This window comes from Companilactobacillus versmoldensis DSM 14857 = KCTC 3814 (genome assembly GCF_001434295.1).
In the GTDB taxonomy this organism is placed as follows: domain Bacteria; phylum Bacillota; class Bacilli; order Lactobacillales; family Lactobacillaceae; genus Companilactobacillus; species Companilactobacillus versmoldensis.
In genome coordinates, this window is record NZ_AZFA01000003.1 from 80,885 (window position 1) to 99,089 (window position 18,205).

General features: G+C 33.9%; 21 protein-coding genes. 4 read left to right on the plus strand and 17 right to left on the minus strand.

The features are described 5' to 3' along the window. Window positions 1–13: 13 nt before the first annotated feature. The 3 genes from FC27_RS02760 to FC27_RS02770 form a co-directional block, all read right to left on the minus strand. Window positions 14–991, minus strand: a complete 978-nt coding sequence (locus FC27_RS02760; protein WP_010623828.1) for an alpha-ketoacid dehydrogenase subunit beta — start codon at window positions 989–991, stop codon at window positions 14–16. Window positions 992–993: 2 nt separating this feature from the next. Beyond that, window positions 994–2,097, minus strand: coding sequence for a thiamine pyrophosphate-dependent dehydrogenase E1 component subunit alpha (locus FC27_RS02765; protein WP_010623829.1), 1,104 nt, complete (start codon window positions 2,095–2,097; stop codon window positions 994–996). Window positions 2,098–2,217: 120 nt separating this feature from the next. Further along, the gene (locus tag FC27_RS02770; protein ID WP_010623830.1) at window positions 2,218–3,213 is read right to left on the minus strand and encodes a D-2-hydroxyacid dehydrogenase; all 996 of its coding nucleotides are present in this window, start codon (window positions 3,211–3,213) and stop codon (window positions 2,218–2,220) included. A 336-nt stretch (window positions 3,214–3,549) separates the two neighbouring features. Between FC27_RS02770 and def the strand changes: the two genes are divergently transcribed. The 4 genes from def (at window position 3,550) to FC27_RS02790 (ending at window position 7,205) form a co-directional block, all read left to right on the plus strand. After that, window positions 3,550–4,110: a peptide deformylase gene (gene def, locus FC27_RS02775; protein WP_010623831.1), complete on the plus strand. Its 561-nt coding sequence runs from the start codon at window positions 3,550–3,552 to the stop codon at window positions 4,108–4,110. Window positions 4,111–4,268: 158 nt separating this feature from the next. Then, on the plus strand, window positions 4,269–4,481 hold the full coding sequence (locus tag FC27_RS02780; protein WP_010623832.1) for a DNA-directed RNA polymerase subunit epsilon: 213 nt from the start codon (window positions 4,269–4,271) through the stop codon (window positions 4,479–4,481). A 3-nt stretch (window positions 4,482–4,484) separates the two neighbouring features. Then, entirely contained in the window at window positions 4,485–6,176 is a 1,692-nt protein-coding gene (rnjA, locus tag FC27_RS02785; RefSeq protein ID WP_010623833.1) for a ribonuclease J1, read from the plus strand. 63 nt (window positions 6,177–6,239) lie between these two features. Then, window positions 6,240–7,205, plus strand: coding sequence for a diacylglycerol/lipid kinase family protein (locus FC27_RS02790; protein ID WP_010623834.1), 966 nt, complete (start codon window positions 6,240–6,242; stop codon window positions 7,203–7,205). Window positions 7,206–7,252: 47 nt separating this feature from the next. Here the strand turns inward: FC27_RS02790 and FC27_RS02795 are convergent, their stop codons facing one another. From FC27_RS02795 to FC27_RS02865, 14 genes are all read right to left on the minus strand, one after another. Further along, entirely contained in the window at window positions 7,253–7,564 is a 312-nt protein-coding gene (locus FC27_RS02795; protein WP_010623835.1) for a rhodanese-like domain-containing protein, read from the minus strand. A 440-nt stretch (window positions 7,565–8,004) separates the two neighbouring features. Continuing rightward, window positions 8,005–8,883: a nucleoside hydrolase gene (locus FC27_RS02805; RefSeq protein ID WP_010623837.1), complete on the minus strand. Its 879-nt coding sequence runs from the start codon at window positions 8,881–8,883 to the stop codon at window positions 8,005–8,007. Beyond that, window positions 8,880–9,509 carry a TIGR04282 family arsenosugar biosynthesis glycosyltransferase gene (locus FC27_RS02810; RefSeq protein ID WP_010623838.1) on the minus strand — a complete coding sequence of 210 codons (630 nt, stop codon included), beginning with the start codon at window positions 9,507–9,509 and terminating at the stop codon, window positions 8,880–8,882. Before FC27_RS02810 ends, FC27_RS02805 begins: the two co-directional genes overlap by 4 nt. Then, the gene (locus FC27_RS02815; RefSeq protein WP_010623839.1) at window positions 9,506–10,507 is read right to left on the minus strand and encodes a phosphotransferase; all 1,002 of its coding nucleotides are present in this window, start codon (window positions 10,505–10,507) and stop codon (window positions 9,506–9,508) included. The genes FC27_RS02810 and FC27_RS02815 overlap by 4 nt, the downstream gene beginning before the upstream one ends. Before the next feature lie 2 nt (window positions 10,508–10,509). Continuing rightward, window positions 10,510–11,181, minus strand: coding sequence for a TIGR04283 family arsenosugar biosynthesis glycosyltransferase (locus FC27_RS02820; RefSeq protein WP_010623840.1), 672 nt, complete (start codon window positions 11,179–11,181; stop codon window positions 10,510–10,512). A 2-nt stretch (window positions 11,182–11,183) separates the two neighbouring features. Next, window positions 11,184–12,173 (minus strand): ABC transporter ATP-binding protein, encoded by a 990-nt coding sequence (locus FC27_RS02825; protein ID WP_010623841.1) that lies wholly within the window; start codon window positions 12,171–12,173, stop codon window positions 11,184–11,186. Then, window positions 12,173–12,706, minus strand: coding sequence for an ABC transporter permease (locus tag FC27_RS02830; protein ID WP_076613316.1), 534 nt, complete (start codon window positions 12,704–12,706; stop codon window positions 12,173–12,175). The genes FC27_RS02825 and FC27_RS02830 overlap by 1 nt, the downstream gene beginning before the upstream one ends. Window positions 12,707–12,772: 66 nt before the next feature. Further along, on the minus strand, window positions 12,773–12,964 hold the full coding sequence (locus FC27_RS02835) for a hypothetical protein (RefSeq protein WP_010623843.1): 192 nt from the start codon (window positions 12,962–12,964) through the stop codon (window positions 12,773–12,775). 5 nt (window positions 12,965–12,969) lie between these two features. Further along, the gene (locus tag FC27_RS02840) at window positions 12,970–13,839 is read right to left on the minus strand and encodes an ABC transporter permease (protein WP_010623844.1); all 870 of its coding nucleotides are present in this window, start codon (window positions 13,837–13,839) and stop codon (window positions 12,970–12,972) included. Then, window positions 13,829–15,070 carry an ABC transporter substrate-binding protein gene (locus tag FC27_RS02845; protein ID WP_010623845.1) on the minus strand — a complete coding sequence of 414 codons (1,242 nt, stop codon included), beginning with the start codon at window positions 15,068–15,070 and terminating at the stop codon, window positions 13,829–13,831. Before FC27_RS02845 ends, FC27_RS02840 begins: the two co-directional genes overlap by 11 nt. A gap of 17 nt (window positions 15,071–15,087) precedes the next feature. Next, window positions 15,088–15,741, minus strand: a complete 654-nt coding sequence (locus FC27_RS02850; protein WP_010623846.1) for a TVP38/TMEM64 family protein — start codon at window positions 15,739–15,741, stop codon at window positions 15,088–15,090. A 25-nt stretch (window positions 15,742–15,766) separates the two neighbouring features. Further along, window positions 15,767–16,564 carry a TVP38/TMEM64 family protein gene (locus tag FC27_RS02855; protein ID WP_010623847.1) on the minus strand — a complete coding sequence of 266 codons (798 nt, stop codon included), beginning with the start codon at window positions 16,562–16,564 and terminating at the stop codon, window positions 15,767–15,769. Between the two features lie 26 nt (window positions 16,565–16,590). Then, window positions 16,591–16,884, minus strand: a complete 294-nt coding sequence (locus FC27_RS02860; RefSeq protein WP_010623848.1) for a hypothetical protein — start codon at window positions 16,882–16,884, stop codon at window positions 16,591–16,593. A 30-nt stretch (window positions 16,885–16,914) separates the two neighbouring features. Beyond that, a complete protein-coding gene (locus FC27_RS02865) occupies window positions 16,915–17,949 on the minus strand; it encodes a sulfurtransferase (protein WP_010623849.1) in 1,035 nt (344 codons plus the stop codon). Window positions 17,950–18,205: the final 256 nt, after the last annotated feature.

Consider the following 18,205-nt stretch of genomic DNA (forward strand, 5'->3'; position numbering starts at 1 on the left):
ATGCATTAAAAAATTAGTAGTTTAAAATTTCATTTGCTTTTTCAACAATTTCATCTGCGCCTGGAATCCAATAATCTTCACCTTGTGCAAATGGATAAACACTATTTGGAGCGGCAACTCTACCAATTGGTGCATCGAGAGAGAGGATGGCATCTTCAGAGATTGCGGAAGCAACTTGTGCTCCAACACCTGCCATCTTTTGTGCTTCTTGAACAACAACAACTTTATGAGTCTTCTCCAATGACTTAAAGATAGTAGCTGTGTCAATTGGTGAAACAGTTCTCAAGTCAATGATTTCTACAGAAATATTATCTTTTGCCAAAGTTTCAGCAGCTTTTTTAGCTTCGTTTACCTCGGCACCATAAGCCACGATAGTTAAATCTGTTCCTTCTTGAACAACATTTGCCTTGTCCAAAGGAACTGTGTACTTGCCATCAGGAATATCATCTTTCATTGAACGATATAACTTTAAGTTTTCCAAGAACATAACTGGGTCATTATTTTCAACAGATGAGATCAATAATCCTTTGGCATCATATGGATTACTTGGCATTACAACACGTAATCCTGGAACACCTGTAAAGAAGTTTTCCAAATTATCAGCGTGCATTTCAGCAGTATGTGTACCACCACCATAAGGTGTACGGATTGTTACTGGAGAAGTTTGTTTGCCGTTGAAACGGAAACGCATTCTAGCCTGTTGACCTGCAATTTGGTCAATGGCTTCAAATGAGAATCCCATGAATTGAATTTCTGGAATTGGACGGAACCCTTTAAGTCCAAGTCCGGTAGCTAGTCCTAAAATACCTGATTCAGCTAAAGGAGTATCGAAAACACGATCTTCGCCATACTTGTCTTGTAGGCCTTGAGTGGTTCTGAAAACACCACCGTTTTTACCGACATCTTCACCGAAGATCAATGTCTTTGGATCGTCTTCCAAAACGATATCCAAAGCATCAGTGATTGCTTGAATATAGGTTTTCTTTGACATTATTAGTTCGACTCCTTTGCTTCAAATTTTTCGATTTCTTGCTTCATTTCTGGAGTTGGGATCTCGAAAGTACGTTTCAACATATCTGAGACTTCATCCTTAGGAGCTGCATCAGCTTCCTTGATATCGTCCTTAAATGAAGCTTTGTACTCTTCAACGAGTTTATCCTCTTGCTCATCTGACCAAAGTCCCTTATCTTCCAAGACTTTTCTTAGACGAATGAGTGGGTCTTTTTCATGCCAAGGTTTGACTTCTTCTTCTGTTCTGTAACGTTTTGGATCATCACCAGCACTTGAGTGAGCACCGTAACGATAAGTCAACGTTTCAATCATAACTGGACCGTTTCCAGCTGTGATGTAATCACGAGCAGCCTTAGCAACTGTGTAACAAGCCAAGATATCCATACCATCTACTTGAACACTTGGGATACCAGCAGCAACGGCTTTTTGTGATAGTGCAGGAGCAGCAGTTTGCTTCTTCCTAGGAGTAGAAATAGCGAAACCATTATTTTGAACGATGAACAGTACAGGAGCTTGATAAGCACCGGCAAAGTTCATACCTTCATAACTATCACCTTGAGAAGTACCACCATCACCTGTATAAGTGAAGGCAATAGTGTCCTCTTCCTTGTTCTTCTTGATACCCAAACCAACACCGGCAGCTTCATCATATGCAGCACCAATAATGATTTGTGGCATCATTGAGTTTGCTTTATATTCATTACCTAACACGTGGCCACGTGACCAAAGGTAAGCTTCAGTAACAGTAGCACCATGTTGGATAAGTTGTGGAACGTCACGGTATGCAGGGAGTAGGTAATCTTGTTTCTTCATTGCCAAAACAGTACCCATCTCGGATGCTTCCTCACCTTCGGTCGGAGCATAAAATCCCATCCGTCCTTGACGAGAGAAGTTCATAGTTTGTTCATGCAATGCACGTTCCCAAACCATCTTTTTCATAAATTCAACTAAGTCGTCATCAGAGAATGAATCAAATGCATCTTGATCCACTACCTTAGAATTTTCATCCAAAATCTGAATTGGCTTAGGTAAATTTGCCAAGTCTTTCTTAATTGCTTCAAAATCAACAACTGATTTATTTGCCATTATTCACATTCCTTCCATAAAAAGCTAAAACGCTCACAAATTTTTGTAAGGGTTTTCAATAACTTTAGTTTATCATTGTTAACAGAAAAGACAAGTTCATTTCTGTAACAATTTTCATTTTTAATTTAAATCGATTTCATTATCAGATTTACCGTTGTTCAATTCATCCATCATTGAATCGAGTGAGATCGTTGCCATGTTCTTTACAGCGGTAGTTGTATAAAAGGCAATATGTGGTGTCACGATAATCTTAGGATTATCGATCATCTTACTCAAAAGTTGATCATCTAATTGTTCTGAACTGCGATCTGTATTGAAAATCCCAACTTCATTTTCATATACATCCAAAACGGCACCAGCCAATTTTTCTGAAACGACGGCATCATAAAGATCCTGAGTATTGATCAAATCACCACGCCCAGTATTTACAACAATCGCATTATCTTTCATTCCCTTGATCGTATCTTTATTGATGACAGTGTTTCCTTTGCCTAAACTTGGTAAATGAAGTGTCACAACATCCGATTTCTGTAACAATTCCTCTAATGAGTCAACATATAGTCCTTGTTTTTCAATATCTGGATTTTGATACTTATCAAAAGCAAGCACCTTAGCACCAAAGCCTTGATAAATTTTGATAGCTGCTCGACCGATCCGACCAGTTCCGGCAACACCAACAGTCAGTTCGTTTAATTCACGTCCGATATCAGGTGCCCATTTGAAATTATGTTTATCAACTTTTCTGATCATTGATTTCATGCTTCTTAGTAAAATCATCAGGCCAGTGACTGAATATTCAGCAATCGCAGTTGGTGAATAACTAGGAACATTCGTCAATTTGATATCATTTTTCTTTAAAGCATCAAATGGTACATTATCGACACCGACATTACGTAATGACAAAACATGAATATCAAAATCATGCATTTTGTCAAAAATTGCAGGTTCATATGGTAGCTGTTGATAAGCAACAACACCATCAAACCCTTTTGCCTGTTCAATTGTTTGGGGATTCAATAAATCTGACACAATTTTAACTTCAACATTATTATCCTTAGACCATTCTTCAATGTATGGTCTTTCATCATCTCTAACACCGTAGTCAATGAGTTTCATTTTACAGTCCTCCAAAAAATCAATTTATAATACAGCTTAATCATAATTGGTCTTGACCATTAAACCAACCAATATCTGGATTAATAATCAAAACAATGAAAAAAATATTAAAATATTTGTTTTATTTTCAGTAATCCCCCTTTAAAATTTGTTAGCCTCAATGAACTTTTTGCAAGTATTTTTATGTAAACGTGTTCATTTGCCACACAATGCGATTCTACCATACAAGTTAATTTTTGAAAATTGTTAATCGGTCAAAGAAAATAATTTAATTTAGTAAAAAAAATTACTCAAGTACTTTATAATGTAGTTACTAGTTAATTTCAGGAGGCAATTATGTATTTAATGAAAGATATCGTCCGCGATGGTGACCCGGTTTTAAGAAAGGTCAGCCAAGACGTTAAGTTTCCTCTTAGCGATGAGGATAAAAAATTAGCTCACGACATGATGGAGTATTTAGTTAATAGTCAAAATGAAGAATTCGCTGAAAAACACCAATTACGCGCTGGCGTTGGTTTGGCCGCACCACAAGTTGGTGTATCCAAAATGATGGCTTCAGTTCTGGTACCTAATGAGGAAGAACCTGATAAGCCATTACTTAAAATCACTTTGATCAACCCTGTTATTGTTCGTAACTCAGTACAAAATGCAGCTTTAGATCAGGGTGAAGGCTGCCTATCCGTTGACAAAGATGTTCCTGGATTTGTACCCAGAGCCGACCGTATCACTATCAAATATGATGATTTTGACGGAAACTCTCAGACATTGCGTGTCAGAGATTACCCTGCTATCGTCTGTCAACATGAAATAGATCATCTAAATGGTCATTTATATTATGACAAGATCAATAAAAAGAATCCTTTCGAAGTTGATCCAAGCACAATCGTCATTTCCTAATTTGGCGCATTAATGACGGTCTATAAAGTATACTTGCAATTATATATATGTTAAAATTGTGGTACTTGTTGATTACTCAACCAAATGGACTGAAAAAAACTTAATTAAATAAAAACATTTAAAAATTTATTTTGAATCAACCAAAAGGAGAAATTATAGTGATATACAAAGTTTTATATCAAGAAACATCTCAAGATAACCCCCGTCGTGAATACACACATTCCCTATACATGGACGCTGAATCAAGTATCGATGTAAGAGAAGCAGTTGAAAATAATACAAATTATGACATTGAATTAATTCAAGAATTAGATGAAAAACATCTTGAATACGAAAAGCAAAGTCCTGATTTCAAACTCACGGAGTTTTAATTAATGACTTTAAAAGTTAAAAACAATGAAGTTTCTGTTTTCGCCATCGGGGGCCTTGGCGAAATTGGAAAGAACATGTATGGAGTTCAATACCAAGATGAATTGATCATTATTGATGCTGGTATTAAATTTCCTGAAGATGAACTATTAGGTATTGACTATGTAATTTCTGATTATAGTTACTTAGTAGAACATCAAGATAAAATCAAAGGTCTATTCATCACCCATGGTCACGAAGACCACATTGGTGGTATTCCTTATCTTCTTCAAAAGTTGCCAAACATTCCGGTATATGCTGGCCCATTAGCATGTGCTTTGATCAAGGGTAAACTTGAAGAACATGGCTTATTACAATCAACAAATTTGAATGTTTTAAGCGAAGATTCAGTAATCAAGTTCCCTAAAACAAGCGTTTCATTCTTTAGAACTACCCACTCTATCCCTGATACATTAGGTGTTGCAGTCCATACACCCGAAGGTATCATCGTTGAGACTGGAGATTTCAAGTTTGATTTGACGCCTGTTGCTGGCTTGCCATCACCTAATCTTCAAAGAATGGCAGCTTTGGGACAAGAAGGCGTCTTATTATTGATGTCTGATAGTACAAATGCTGAGATCCCTACTTTCTCAAAATCAGAACGTTCAGTTGGATTAACGATTCACCAAATATTTGAAACTATTCAAGGTCGGATAATATTTGCTACCTTCGCATCAAATATCTATCGTGTTTCTCAAGCTGTCGATGCAGCTATTCAACAAGGTAGAAAAATTGCTGTTTTTGGACGAAGTATGGAATCTGCGATTGAAAATGGTCGTGAATTGGGATATCTAAATATTCCAGATGAAATGATGATTGATCCTCATGAACTCAATCACGTACCAGCGATCGAAACCCTGATCCTTTGTACAGGATCACAAGGTGAACCATTAGCTGCTCTTTCAAGAATAGCCAATGGTACTCACCGCCAAATCACTATCCAACCTGGGGATACTGTTATTTTTTCAAGTAACCCTATTCCTGGTAACACAATCAGTGTTAACCACTTGATCAACCAACTTTCTGAAGCTGGTGCCGAAGTAATTCATGGGAAAGTAAACAATATCCATGCTTCAGGTCACGGTGGTCAAACAGAACAAGAACTGATGCTCCGTTTGATGAAGCCAAAATTCTTTATGCCAATTCACGGTGAGTATCGGATGTTGAAGATCCATACTGAATTAGCTGAACTATGTGGCGTCCCACAAGACCATTCATTCTTAATGGAAAATGGTGACGTACTAGCTTTAACTAAAAACTCAGCTCATCGTGCCGGTCACTTCCCTGCTGGAGACGTCTATGTCGATGGTAAAGGTGTCGGTGATATTGGAAACGTTGTTATCCATGATCGTCAATTACTTTCTGAAGAAGGTATGGTCGTGGTCGTTGCAACTATCGATTACAAGAAACACATCGTGCTTGCTGGACCAGATATTCTCTCTCGTGGATTTGTCTACATGCGTGAATCAGGTGAATTGATCAATCATGCTCAGAAACGAGTTTTCCATTTGATCAAAAATGCCTTTGATGACGATGAAGCCAATGTCACAGAGGCTCATCTAAAACGAATCATTATTGATGGGTTACAAGATTTCTTATATAAACGGACAGCTAGAAACCCTGTGATTTTACCAATGTTAATTTCAACTTCAATTTAAACAGATCAAAAAACAGATTATTGATCTGTTTTTTTATTTGGAATAAGGAGTCTTACCAGAATTATGGCCAAGATAAAAAAATTGGAAGTCATTTATAACCGAAAAGCCGGTAATGGACAATCTAAAGATTCATGGGAAAAGGTTGCTGAATTTTTAGGCAAAAATGATATCAACTTCAAGATGCATCAAACTAAACAAGATGGTGATGGCGTTATGATAGCCAAAATTTTAGCTGATGGGTTAGATCCAGCTACAATGATCCTAGTCATTGGTGGCGACGGAACTCTTAATCAGTCACTCAATGGCGTCATGCAGTCAAATCATCCTGACACACCATTAGCTTACATCCCAAGCGGTTCTGGTAATGATTTCAGTCGCGGGATCAAAATCAAGAAACAAAAGCCTTTAATCTTACTACAAAAGATCTTAGCGATGGAAAAACCAGTTTCAATCGATGTTGCCAAAGCCTCAAATTTGAAAACAAAAGTCACCAATTATTTTGTCAATAATATCGGGATCGGTTTTGATGCAAGTACGGTTTATTACACCAACCACTCCAAACGTAAAAACATTTTGAATCATCTACGATTAGGAACGCTTTCCTATGTCTCATCCTTGATCAAAGTTATTCGTCTTCAAAAAGGTTTTCCAATCAAAGTCGAATATAACGGTCAGAGCAAAGATTTTGATAATGCTTATATCGTCACAGCAACCAATCATCCCTACTTCGGTGGTGGTATCGCAATCGATCCTAAAGCCAATCCTTTTGATCACAAGCTTGATCTCGTCGTAGTCAACAAGATTACAGGTAAAACTTTCGTAAAGCTATTCGTCAAATTGCTTACTAACGGGAGTCATTTACAAGACAAAAACGTCTGGTACATCCAAGAACCTAGTTTTACCGTTTACGACAAACACATTGAACACGGTCAAATGGATGGTGAAGAATTAGGACAACACGAATTTGCAATCCATTTTGAAACAACTAGTCATAAATTCTGGTTACCAATTAACACTATTGATTATTAAACGCAAAATAGCTAATCTGATAAAAATCAGGTTAGCTATTTTTTTAGTTATTTAATTGTTTCTCCATGCCAGTCCAACATACCTCCCAGCACATTGACAACGTCATAACCCTGTGCGGACAACCTCTTACAAGTTTTTTTACTGTCAACTCCTGAATGACATATAACATACGTTTTTTCACTAGGACGATATCCACCCTTTTTTATCAATTTATAAGGTATGTTAGGGACATTGGGAATATGTCCCTTTTTATATCTTTCAGGAACACGTACATCAATAATATTTAATTCAGGATTATCGTCTCTTTTTACTTGTAATTCATCGGTGGTAATATTACTTACTTTTTGAAAATACCACATTATCAATTCATCCTCTCTTTTGATGCAAAATTCTTAATAAAAGTAATTGCAATAGCAGAACCAATGAAAAACTTAATAAATCATAATAATACATCGGATTGGCGATATTGTTTGGAATTATCAAGAAGACAAAAATAAAAATCGAAAGAATCAATAACCAAACATATCGAATCGAATGACCAAAACTATGATTCTTAAAAATTGTTTTGATCATATTCAAAATCACTAAAAACAAACTGATTGCAAGTAAAAATATACATAACCAAAGCGATAGTGAAATTGGATACTGTTCATTCATATATAAAATCTGCCGCATAAAGCCAAGATGAGTATTATAAATTTCATTTAGCTCAAATGGTATCCAAATAAAGAATAATTCCAAAAATCCCAAAAATATCACATAAAATTTTTGCCTAAGACTCATAACATTCTCCCCTCTATCAATTAAAATATGAATCAATTACTTTAAAAATACACTTATTCAATTCTGAAATATTGTTTATACCTTTGACCAAATTCATGCATTTGCCAAATCCACTTGCCGCATCCACAACTTTCAGTCTTCCCTGTTGAATATTTGTTTCATCAGTATCTATATACGCATTTTCAAAATTAAAAAATTGTGGCTCTAAGATACATAATGCTGTCAACCCATCCCAATTGATAAATCCATCAAGATCCCAAGTTTGAAGATTGAAATCCATCCATTGATTTACAATATTAGTTATCCATATTGATTCTTTTGAACCATGCTGGCCTAAGTATTTTCTAATGGTTGAGCGACAAATAGGAGCATTAACCAAAAATTGACCACTAATTAACGTTATCTCAGCAGAACTATGTAATACTCTTAATGATGCTTGAGGGGCAATCGATAAGTTGAGTTCCTCTACAGAATGACTTTTGATTTTTAACGGGGAAAAAATTCCACCCATAATAAAAATTTCTTTAACTTGTTCAAAAAACTTTGGATAAAAAAAACCAGCATCAGCTAAATTTTGTAAACTACCAGTAGCCAAAATAGTTACTTGATTTGGGTAACGTTTAATTGAATCTATCAAAAATTGGGCAGCATCTGAAGGAGAATTGGTAAATTCATGCTTTTCTGCACCGCAATAAAATTTCACATCAAGGTTAAAAATATTTTTCAACGTTTTGCTTTGATGAAAAACCTCAGACACTGTTACATTTCCAAATGTCAGACTAGTACCTAATAGTTCAACCTCTTTTTTTTGATATAAATAAAGCAACGTTAAACCATCATCAATATCTTTATTAGTCATTCCCATGGTGTTGTCACAGTCATAAATTAATTTCATTCAAATCTTCCTATCAATGCATGATATGACTCCAAATCGCTTTTATAGTCAATATCATATAATTTAGGTGCAAGATACATTTGTTTGTTTTGCATTTCAATCAATTTTTTTGTCGTTTCAAAGACTGATGAAGTGCTCCAACTAATATCAGCATTCAAATATGGATAAGGATCCTCATCGTTAACACCAATCAAATAATAACCACCGTCATATGTAGGACCTAAAGTCATTTCTGATTCAGCTAAGTGTTCAAAGGTTTCATGGATTATTCCCTCAGTCAACTGTGGAATATCACTACCTGTCAAAATAATCTCTTGGTAACCCAAGCCTTGAACCGTTTTAATAGCATTACTCATTTTTTCACCAATTGAATTGCCGGATTGAATAAATGTATGAATCTCATTAGGCAAGATATTTAAAAACGACACGCCAAGAGAATCATCACTCATTCGATAAGCAAAATAAATATCAGCAAATTTAGATATTCCAATACTCATATTAATTAACCTAATTAACATTTGTGATTGTATTTGTGCAGCCCCTTTAGCTGTGTAGTCAGAAATTAGGCGGGTTTTTACAAAACCTGGACTAGGAATTTTTGAAAAAATAATATATGCATTTTTCATGCGTTGACTCCATATTTTTTTAGTAATGGTAATGAAAATTTAGGATTTAAAAAATCTCGACACTTGTGATAAATATTTGGATTTTTAATCGGCTTATCTTCATAAGTCGTGACCAACATTGCACACCAAGATAGTGCCCGTAATAATAAAAACGGCATATAATGTTGAATATTTTGAAATAATTTTTCCGATGATTGATCCGTTAATTCTGCGTATTTTTTAATAAATAAGATACGATCTTCGTTACTTATAATCTTTGAGCTCCGAAACAGAGTAGTCGTTTCTGCCATAAACTGTGTTAAATCTTGAACGGCATTTGAATAAACGGTTTTCTCCCAATCGATTAACCAACCATAATTATCAGTAATCAAAAAATTACTCGAATTTACCTCAGTATTAACCATACATTTTGATTGAGTACTAAAATAGGCATCTTGATTATTACTCAAGCACCAATCTAATAAATCAAAAACAATTTGTTTTTGTTCATCAGATAATTTGTTGGTCTGATAAACTGGATCCAATAAAATTTTTGCCTCAGAAATTCTATCAAAACAAAGATTGTCTTCACTTATTAAAGATTGTTGTTGTTCAGAACTTAATTTCAAACTATGTATTGAAGCAAATATTTCAGCAGCTTTATATAAATCGGTTGAATAATTTAACGATTGACCAGGAAGAAATTGTTCAATTAAAATGTCGTGGTTAAAAATTTTCTTATTATCATCCAGGAATATTGGCATCGGTGTGTGTCTAGTTCTACTCAAAATTTTTAATGCATTAAATTCATACCTTGCTTGCCGTTTGACATTGATCTGAGAGCCATAGTTCATTCTAAATACAAGTTGCCGACCACTGGAATCAATTATTAAAAAATTACGATTATATTCACCCTGGGCCAAATATCTAACTTGATGAATATCCTTTAATCCTAGTCGTCGAAAGATATGATCATTCCGTAAATATTTAGTTATCTTGTTGACGATATCCTCCGCCATTATTACTTACCTCGATAATACATCTGTTTAATAATTTTAGGAGAGACTCCTAATTGGAATGCCATTTTATAAACCTGCATTTTACAAAATGACTTTAGATGTCCTTCTTTTTCATATTTTCTCGAACTGGTAACTATAATAAAATCAAACTCTTGTGCATGATAATTATTCTTTTTCAGTAATTTACTGAATTTATAGTCTTCCATGATATCAATTTCAGGAAAACCACCAAGTGAGTCATAAATATATTTCTTTATGAATAATCCTTGATCACCAAAGATTAATTTACCAATTTTACTTCGCATCTCGGTGCCAAATTCCATGATCTTATAAAACTGATCATTTCGGTCGAAACGTAATTTGAAAAAACCAATTTTATTTGATGTTTTCTTCAAAATATCAATCGGTGATCCTTGAGGAAAATGAGAATCTGAATGTAAAAATAAGAGATTACTTCCTTTTGCTACGGAACCGCCTAAATGTAATTGTTTTCCTCGACTGATATCACTAGTTAAATAAATAAAACTTTTATCGATCCATCTGGGACGAGATCTTTTTTCACCATCAATAATTATAATTTCGATTTTAGACAAGTCCCATTGTTTCAATTCCGCCAATAATTTTTTTAAAGATTTATCATCTTGATAAACTGGAATAATAACTGATAGCCACATTTTTAAAACACCACCGGTAATTGTTTAAAGTAAAATTTATAGCTTTTCCCAATTTTAAATTGACTACTATTGGAATTTATTTGAATCTGCACTTGATCAATGTTCAGAACCAAACGATTTTCATTAACAATCCAGTTAATTTCTTTGACGACTGCCTCAAAAGCAAAATAATCAGTCTTATCAACTGTAATTAAGTTTGAAAATGGTATATACAATAATTGTCTCGAATCCGATTTGATTTCAACTGGTCCTCTATATATTGATGATATAAAACAATTTTCATCTAATTCTCCAGGAATAAAATTAGCTTGACCTAAAAATTTAGCAACGGCAAAACTCTCTGGATGTGTTTCAATTTCCTTTGGAGTTCCCTTTTGCATAATTTGTCCATCAATCAAAATTGCTACCTGATTGGATAACAAATAGGCTTCAGTTTTGAAATGAGTAACAAAAACAATTGTCATTTTAAATTTTTCCTGAATCTTTTTTACAAAGTTCAGCATTTCAAGTCTAAGATTTTCATCTAAACTTGAAAATGGTTCATCCATCAATAGCAATTTTGGTTGAAGGATCATTGCTCTAGCTAGAGAAACTCTTTGTTGTTGCCCACCAGATAATTCATGTGGATAGTATTCCGCCAAATCAGCAATATCCATTGTTTTCATTATTTTTTGACAACGAATATTAATTAATGAGCGCGACTTTTTTTTAACTCTAAGACCAAAAGCTATATTTTGAAATACTGTCATATTTGGAAACAATCGATAATCTTGAAAAATCATGATTCCTTTTGGAACAATATTATCTGAAGAATAAAACTTCCCATAACTTGGTTGATCTATTCTAGCCAAAATATTTAACAGGGTGGTTTTACCACCTCCTGAAGGTCCTAAAATTGCCAAGATACTATTATCATTGATCTCTAAAGAAATATTTTTTAAAATTCTACGGTGATTTTTTTCCTGATTAATTGCTTCTAGATAATATGACATTACGACAAATGTCTTCCTCTCCGAAATATCAAAACTTTTTCAATTATATACAATGGAATAATGGTCACTATTAAAAAAGTGATGGCATAAATTGCTGCTATTTTATATCGTCCCGCCTGAGTAAAAGGAAACATCCTCACAGACAAGGTCAGATATTTCCCATCACCAATCATTAGAGTTGCTAAATATTGGGTCATCGATACAATATAGGTCATTAAGATTGCACCTTTCAGGCCGTTTTTACTTAATGGTAAAGTAACCCTGATAAAGGTTTGCCACCAATTGGCACCTAAATTAGTACTAACTCCTTCATATTTATCTCCATACAAAGCTAAATTATCTTCTAAAAGTTTGATTGCATACGGAAGACAAAACATACAATGTACGCTAACAACACCAAAATAACTACCATTAATTCCATATTTAATCATCATAAAATCCATGTTGGTAATTAAAGCAGTACTTGGAATTATCAATGGTAAATAAATTAAAAGGTTCAATAATTTTCGACCACGAAAATCATAATGAGACAACGCAATTGCAGTCGGATAAGCAATAATTAGAGTTAATAAAATGGTACCAAAAGCTAATGATATACTTTACCATAAAGATGAGATCAACTCTTGATTGGTCAAAAGAAATCTGAAATAAGCTCCGAAGTTGATTTGCTGTGGGATAATATTGGGATAAAACCAAGCTTTTCCACTGGCTAAGATAATAATTATTGCTAGCGGTAATAAAATAAAAATACTTGTTATTCCAAAAATTAAGTTAACCTCTTTATTTTTCATTGAATTCAACCTTGATTCCATTTCGAAAGTGATTTAGAAATTTTTAATAAAATCAAAGCGAAAATTATCGAAAATACTGATAAAATCACATTCAAAGCCATAACTAGTGGCATTTTAGTAATATCACCTTGCACGTAAAAATTGTATATATAGACTGGCAACAATTCTTTTTGTTGATTACCCAACAAGAATGGTACTTCATAAGACCCAAAATTAAATGAAAAATTGATGATGAAGGCATTTATCAGTGATGTTTGAATTAAAGGTAAGGTAACTTTGCAAAATGCTTGAAATTTAGAGGCTCCTAAATTAAAGGCCACATCGCGATAGTCGATCTTCATACTACTCAAAACTAATATCAATGAAACAACTACAAATGGGATCTCTTTCCAAAGATAAGTAATCACAACGCCGATTTGCCATGGATCATTGACTAATAATGGAAACTGATTGCTTGAACTTATCCACCCTAATTTGAGTAAAATACCTGATATTATTCCTGTTTGGCTAATTAGTTGTAATAGCGCCAAAACAATAAAAACATGCGGTAACATTACCGGTATCTGTGTGAATCTAGTGAAGACCTTTTTCCAGATTCCAGTTGTCCTTTGAAGACATAGCGCCAAAAACAACCCAATAATACAAGCAAATGCCGCACTTATCATCGAAAAGATGAATGTACGTAAACTAATAGTTATAAAACTCGGATCACTAAACGCACTAAGATAATAATCTAATGTGATTTTTCTTAATTTAACGATAGGATAATAGCCGAGACTTGTAATAATCGATTTCAAAAAAGCATTTAAGAAGAACAAGCAAAAAAAGATACAGAATGGAGTTAATAATAAAACAAGCTTTCGTTTACTTGCCATTCAAAACATGATCCTTCCATAGTTGTTCAGTAATTGCGATTTTCTTACCAGATATTTCTGGAATTCTCTTTTTTGAAAGTTCCTTCATCGAAACTGTTCCATTTTCTTGACTAGATTGATTCATCACTTTTGTCATTTCTGATGGAACTTTATCAACAGAATATGGTGATACCGTGGCTCCATATTTAGGTTGAAGACGTTTTGTTTGGGCTTCTTTACTCAACATTGTATTGATCAAGACAATGGCTGCTGCTTTATTGGATGATGTTTTTGGTATTGCTAAATAATTGTAGTTACCAATAGTTCCTTTATCAAAAAGAAATGTTTGTGCATCATCGGTGAATTTACCAGCATCTTTTTGAGTTGCAACGTACATTTGATTATATGAAAAATCTAAAGCAAATTGATGATCAGCAAACATTTTATCCAATTGTGCGGTGGTCTTGGGATAGGTTTGCCCTTTTTGCCATAAATAAGGTTTTAACTCGTTCAAATATTTTAAGCTAGGTTTGATAGCTTTATAAATACCATCTTTAGTAGTGGGTGCTTCATTTAACGTTTTATAACCGACCGTTTCATAAATAATATTTCTAATAAAGGCGCTTCCAGTAAAATCGGGAGGAGCCACATATGTCAATTTACCTGGATTTTTCTTGGCCCATGACAATAGTTCTTCGGCGCTGGTCGGATAATCACCATTAAACATTTCTTTGCTACCAATCATGACTAATTGAGCATTACCATAAGGAATTTCTTTTTTGTCAATTGACGTATCCATATCCTTTTGGACGTCAGAATCATCTTTTGAAATATACTTTCTCATATTAGGAATTAATTTAGGATCAACTTTCGCGAGTAAATCAATTTTTTTTGCATTGTAAAAATTCTCACCGTTTATCCAAATCACATCCATATTACCAGTTGCTTTATTGGCTTCTTTCTCTGTTGTAAGTTTATTGATAATCGTGTCGATATCCATCGGGACCCTTTTAACAGTGATTCCCTTTTTCTTCATCATTGGTGTAATAACATCATCGACCCATTTGTTTTGTGTATCAGAACCACCAAATCCATAGTAAGAAACAGTTTTTCCTTGAGCTTGTTTTAAAGCTTGATGATAACTAGTTGGCATTTTTTTTGCAGCAGTCTGATTACTATTGCTACTGCATCCACATAAAATCGTAAATGGCAAAAGTAATAATATAACCTTTAAAATATTTTTCCCCTTCAAATTTTCCTCTCCTCTGTTTAAATCATCTTTTTATGTTGACCAATTTTCTTTGGTATATATGCAAGCAAAAACAAGATAATTCCACATATAGTAAATTTAAGTGTTAATGACCATGAAACACCTTGTGTCAGAATATCAGAGGCCAAATAAGCATAAATAAAGCAAGCTGGTAACATTGTGACGGCCGAAACCAGAGTAAATCTCCAAAACTTCATTGGGGTTAGTGCATAGGCATAGCTTTGAATAGCATATGGAAAAATAGGCACCATGCGAGTTAAAATCAAAAACGCTACTCCATTTTCATCAACCCCATGCATGATTTTCTTAAAAGTCGAATTATCTGAATACCTTTGGTATACCTCGTCACGTAACAAAGTTCTCCCCAGTAAAAACGATATGCTTGCTCCGACAGTACTGCCAATAACTGTCAATAATCCGCCTAAAAATCCCCCATAAGCAATTCCTGCAATAATTGCTAATAAACCTCCAGGAAGCATAAAAACGGCTGTTACAATGCATAATATGATAAATACAAAATAACCAATGAAGCCTTGATCCTGAAACCAGGATTGCATTGCTGGAACGTTTTGCAACTGATCAACTAAACCGGTTTGATAAAAAATAATTAAACCAATGCCAATAATTAAGATAAACGCAATTACTTTTTTCATTTTTACCCCTTCCTTGAAGAAAAAATTATCTACCAGATTTATTCTGAATCATTTTCTTCATAGCTAATGACAACACAACTAGCACTACAAAAGAGATACCACCAATGAACAGCAACAATTTGTTTCCAGTTAAACTCCCGCCCACTAATGAATATACAATAGTTGCAGGTAACTGTCCTATGCCAGTCGCAATCAAAAATTTGTTAACTTTCATGTCAGTGAATCCAGCTCCGTAACTAACTTCATCGAATGACACGAATGGTAACAATCTTAAAATAATAATAGTATAGTTTCCATAATCATTAAAAAATTCGTCAACCTTTGATAAAGCACGTTTACTGATGACTTTTTCTGCTAATGGACGTCCTAACGCCCGTGCTATGTAAAAACAAACCAAGGCACCCACCATAGCACCAGTCCATGATAAAGCAGCTCCAAAATACCAATTATATAAATATGCATTTACTAAAGTGATTATAAATGCGGGTAATGGTGCTAGAACTGATTGAAAAACCATTAATAAAATTGATATCAATGGTCCCCAAATTCCAAAATTCTTGATATAGCTTCGTAATGCTTGGATATCCATTTTCATTAACATACTAGTTATAGTGTCAACAAATGTACGATATGGGGAGAACACATAATATCCCCCAACCAGAATAATCAAAATGATAAACATTAAAACGATCCCAATTTTTTGTTGCCTTGAAATATGTTTGTAAGTTTGTGAATTTTCAAGTTGTTTATGATAAAAATAATAAACTGATCCCCACAGTAATAAAACAACCACCCATATCACTAATAAAATGATACCAATCATTGATATGAATTGTCCTGGAACATTAGTTATCTCATAAAAAAAGTCCCTAAAACAACAATTAGCGGCACCATATGGTAAACCGCTAATAGAGTGAAAAATGAAATTAAAGAAACAATCATTGTTTCAGGAAATTCAAACATTGCCCATGTTTGTCCTTGATGGATTCCAAAATATTGAAAAAAAAGGTATATTATCAAAACGGTAATAATAAAGAACCCCATTTCAAAATCAAGTGAACCTATCCATTTAAAATGATGAGGAATTAACGAAACAAACATTCCCAATATTAAACTGTTAAAGAATATTTTTAATCGTCTCATTAACAAAACTCCATTTTTAATATTGAAAATCTATTTCAAAATCTTAACATTGTCCGAACGTGGACTACCTACTTGTACTTGATACTTAGCAGGATTCTTTTTATGTGCTTTATTCCATGCATACCATCCACCATCGAAAACGTGAATATTCTTCCATCCAGCTTGGTAACAGATGAAGAATGCAGTTGTTGCTCTCCAACCAGTTCCACAATAAAAATCAATATTGCTTTCCGGTGTGATTCCCCATTCTTTCCATGTTGGAGCAACTTGACTGGCGGATTTTACCGTACCATCTTTCTTTAAAAGATAAGCTGAATCGGCACTAGTCTTACTTGTTTTAGCATAAACCGCACCCTTTGGTTCACCTTTTTCTTTGATATATGAATATCCACTAGTCTTTCCAGTAAATTCTTTCCAAGATCTGTTACTTGCTAAAATAACATTTGGATCAGCTTTTTGTTGTTTTTTAAAGTCAGCTGGTGTCTTAATCTCATATTGTGAATTTAATGGAACTTTTGAACCAAAACTCTTAGCTGATTTAACTGACTTTTCAGCACCTTTTTGTATCTTGTAATCAGCTTTCTTCCAATTATTATATCCACCATTTACAATCTTGATATTATTAACACCGGTATATAATGCTGCAAAAGCAACTCGTGATGCTGCATTGATATCTGTTGAGTAAACAATCAACGTTGTTTTACTAGTAACACCATGCTTTAAAAGCAATTTACGCAACGTTTTTCCAGAAAGTAAATTCCATTGATTCTTCTCAGATTCAACCGAATTAGTATTAATATGCATCGCACCAGGAATATGTCCCTTCTTAAAGGCTTTGTCATTTCCATATGAAGCCTCAAAAATCTTATAATTCTTAACGTTCGTCTTATTATTAATGACCTTATTGACCCATTTGGGGCTCACAAAAACCTTCGGACCTTGACTTGTTTGCTCATTATCTGATGTAGCAGATTTAACAGTGTTCCCACCAATTCCAAAAGTTAGTGATGAAATGGTCATTATCGCAATAAAAAACAATATTGAAATTTTTCTAATATTCTTCATATTCCCCCACCTAAAACAAAAATTTAGTTGTAGCACTACATAACAACAAGCAGAAAGCAATCTTTTAGCTTGTTATACATTGAACTTGTCGACGCTTTCATTATAAACATGAAAATTTATAAAAACAATTATTGATTTAATAAGTAAAGACAGGATTAACTTTTATTTATTAAAATAAAAGGATTGATAAATAAATCAGTTTAAATATCGTCATTTTTGAACGTCTATAGTAATTGATATATCAGTGATAAAATCG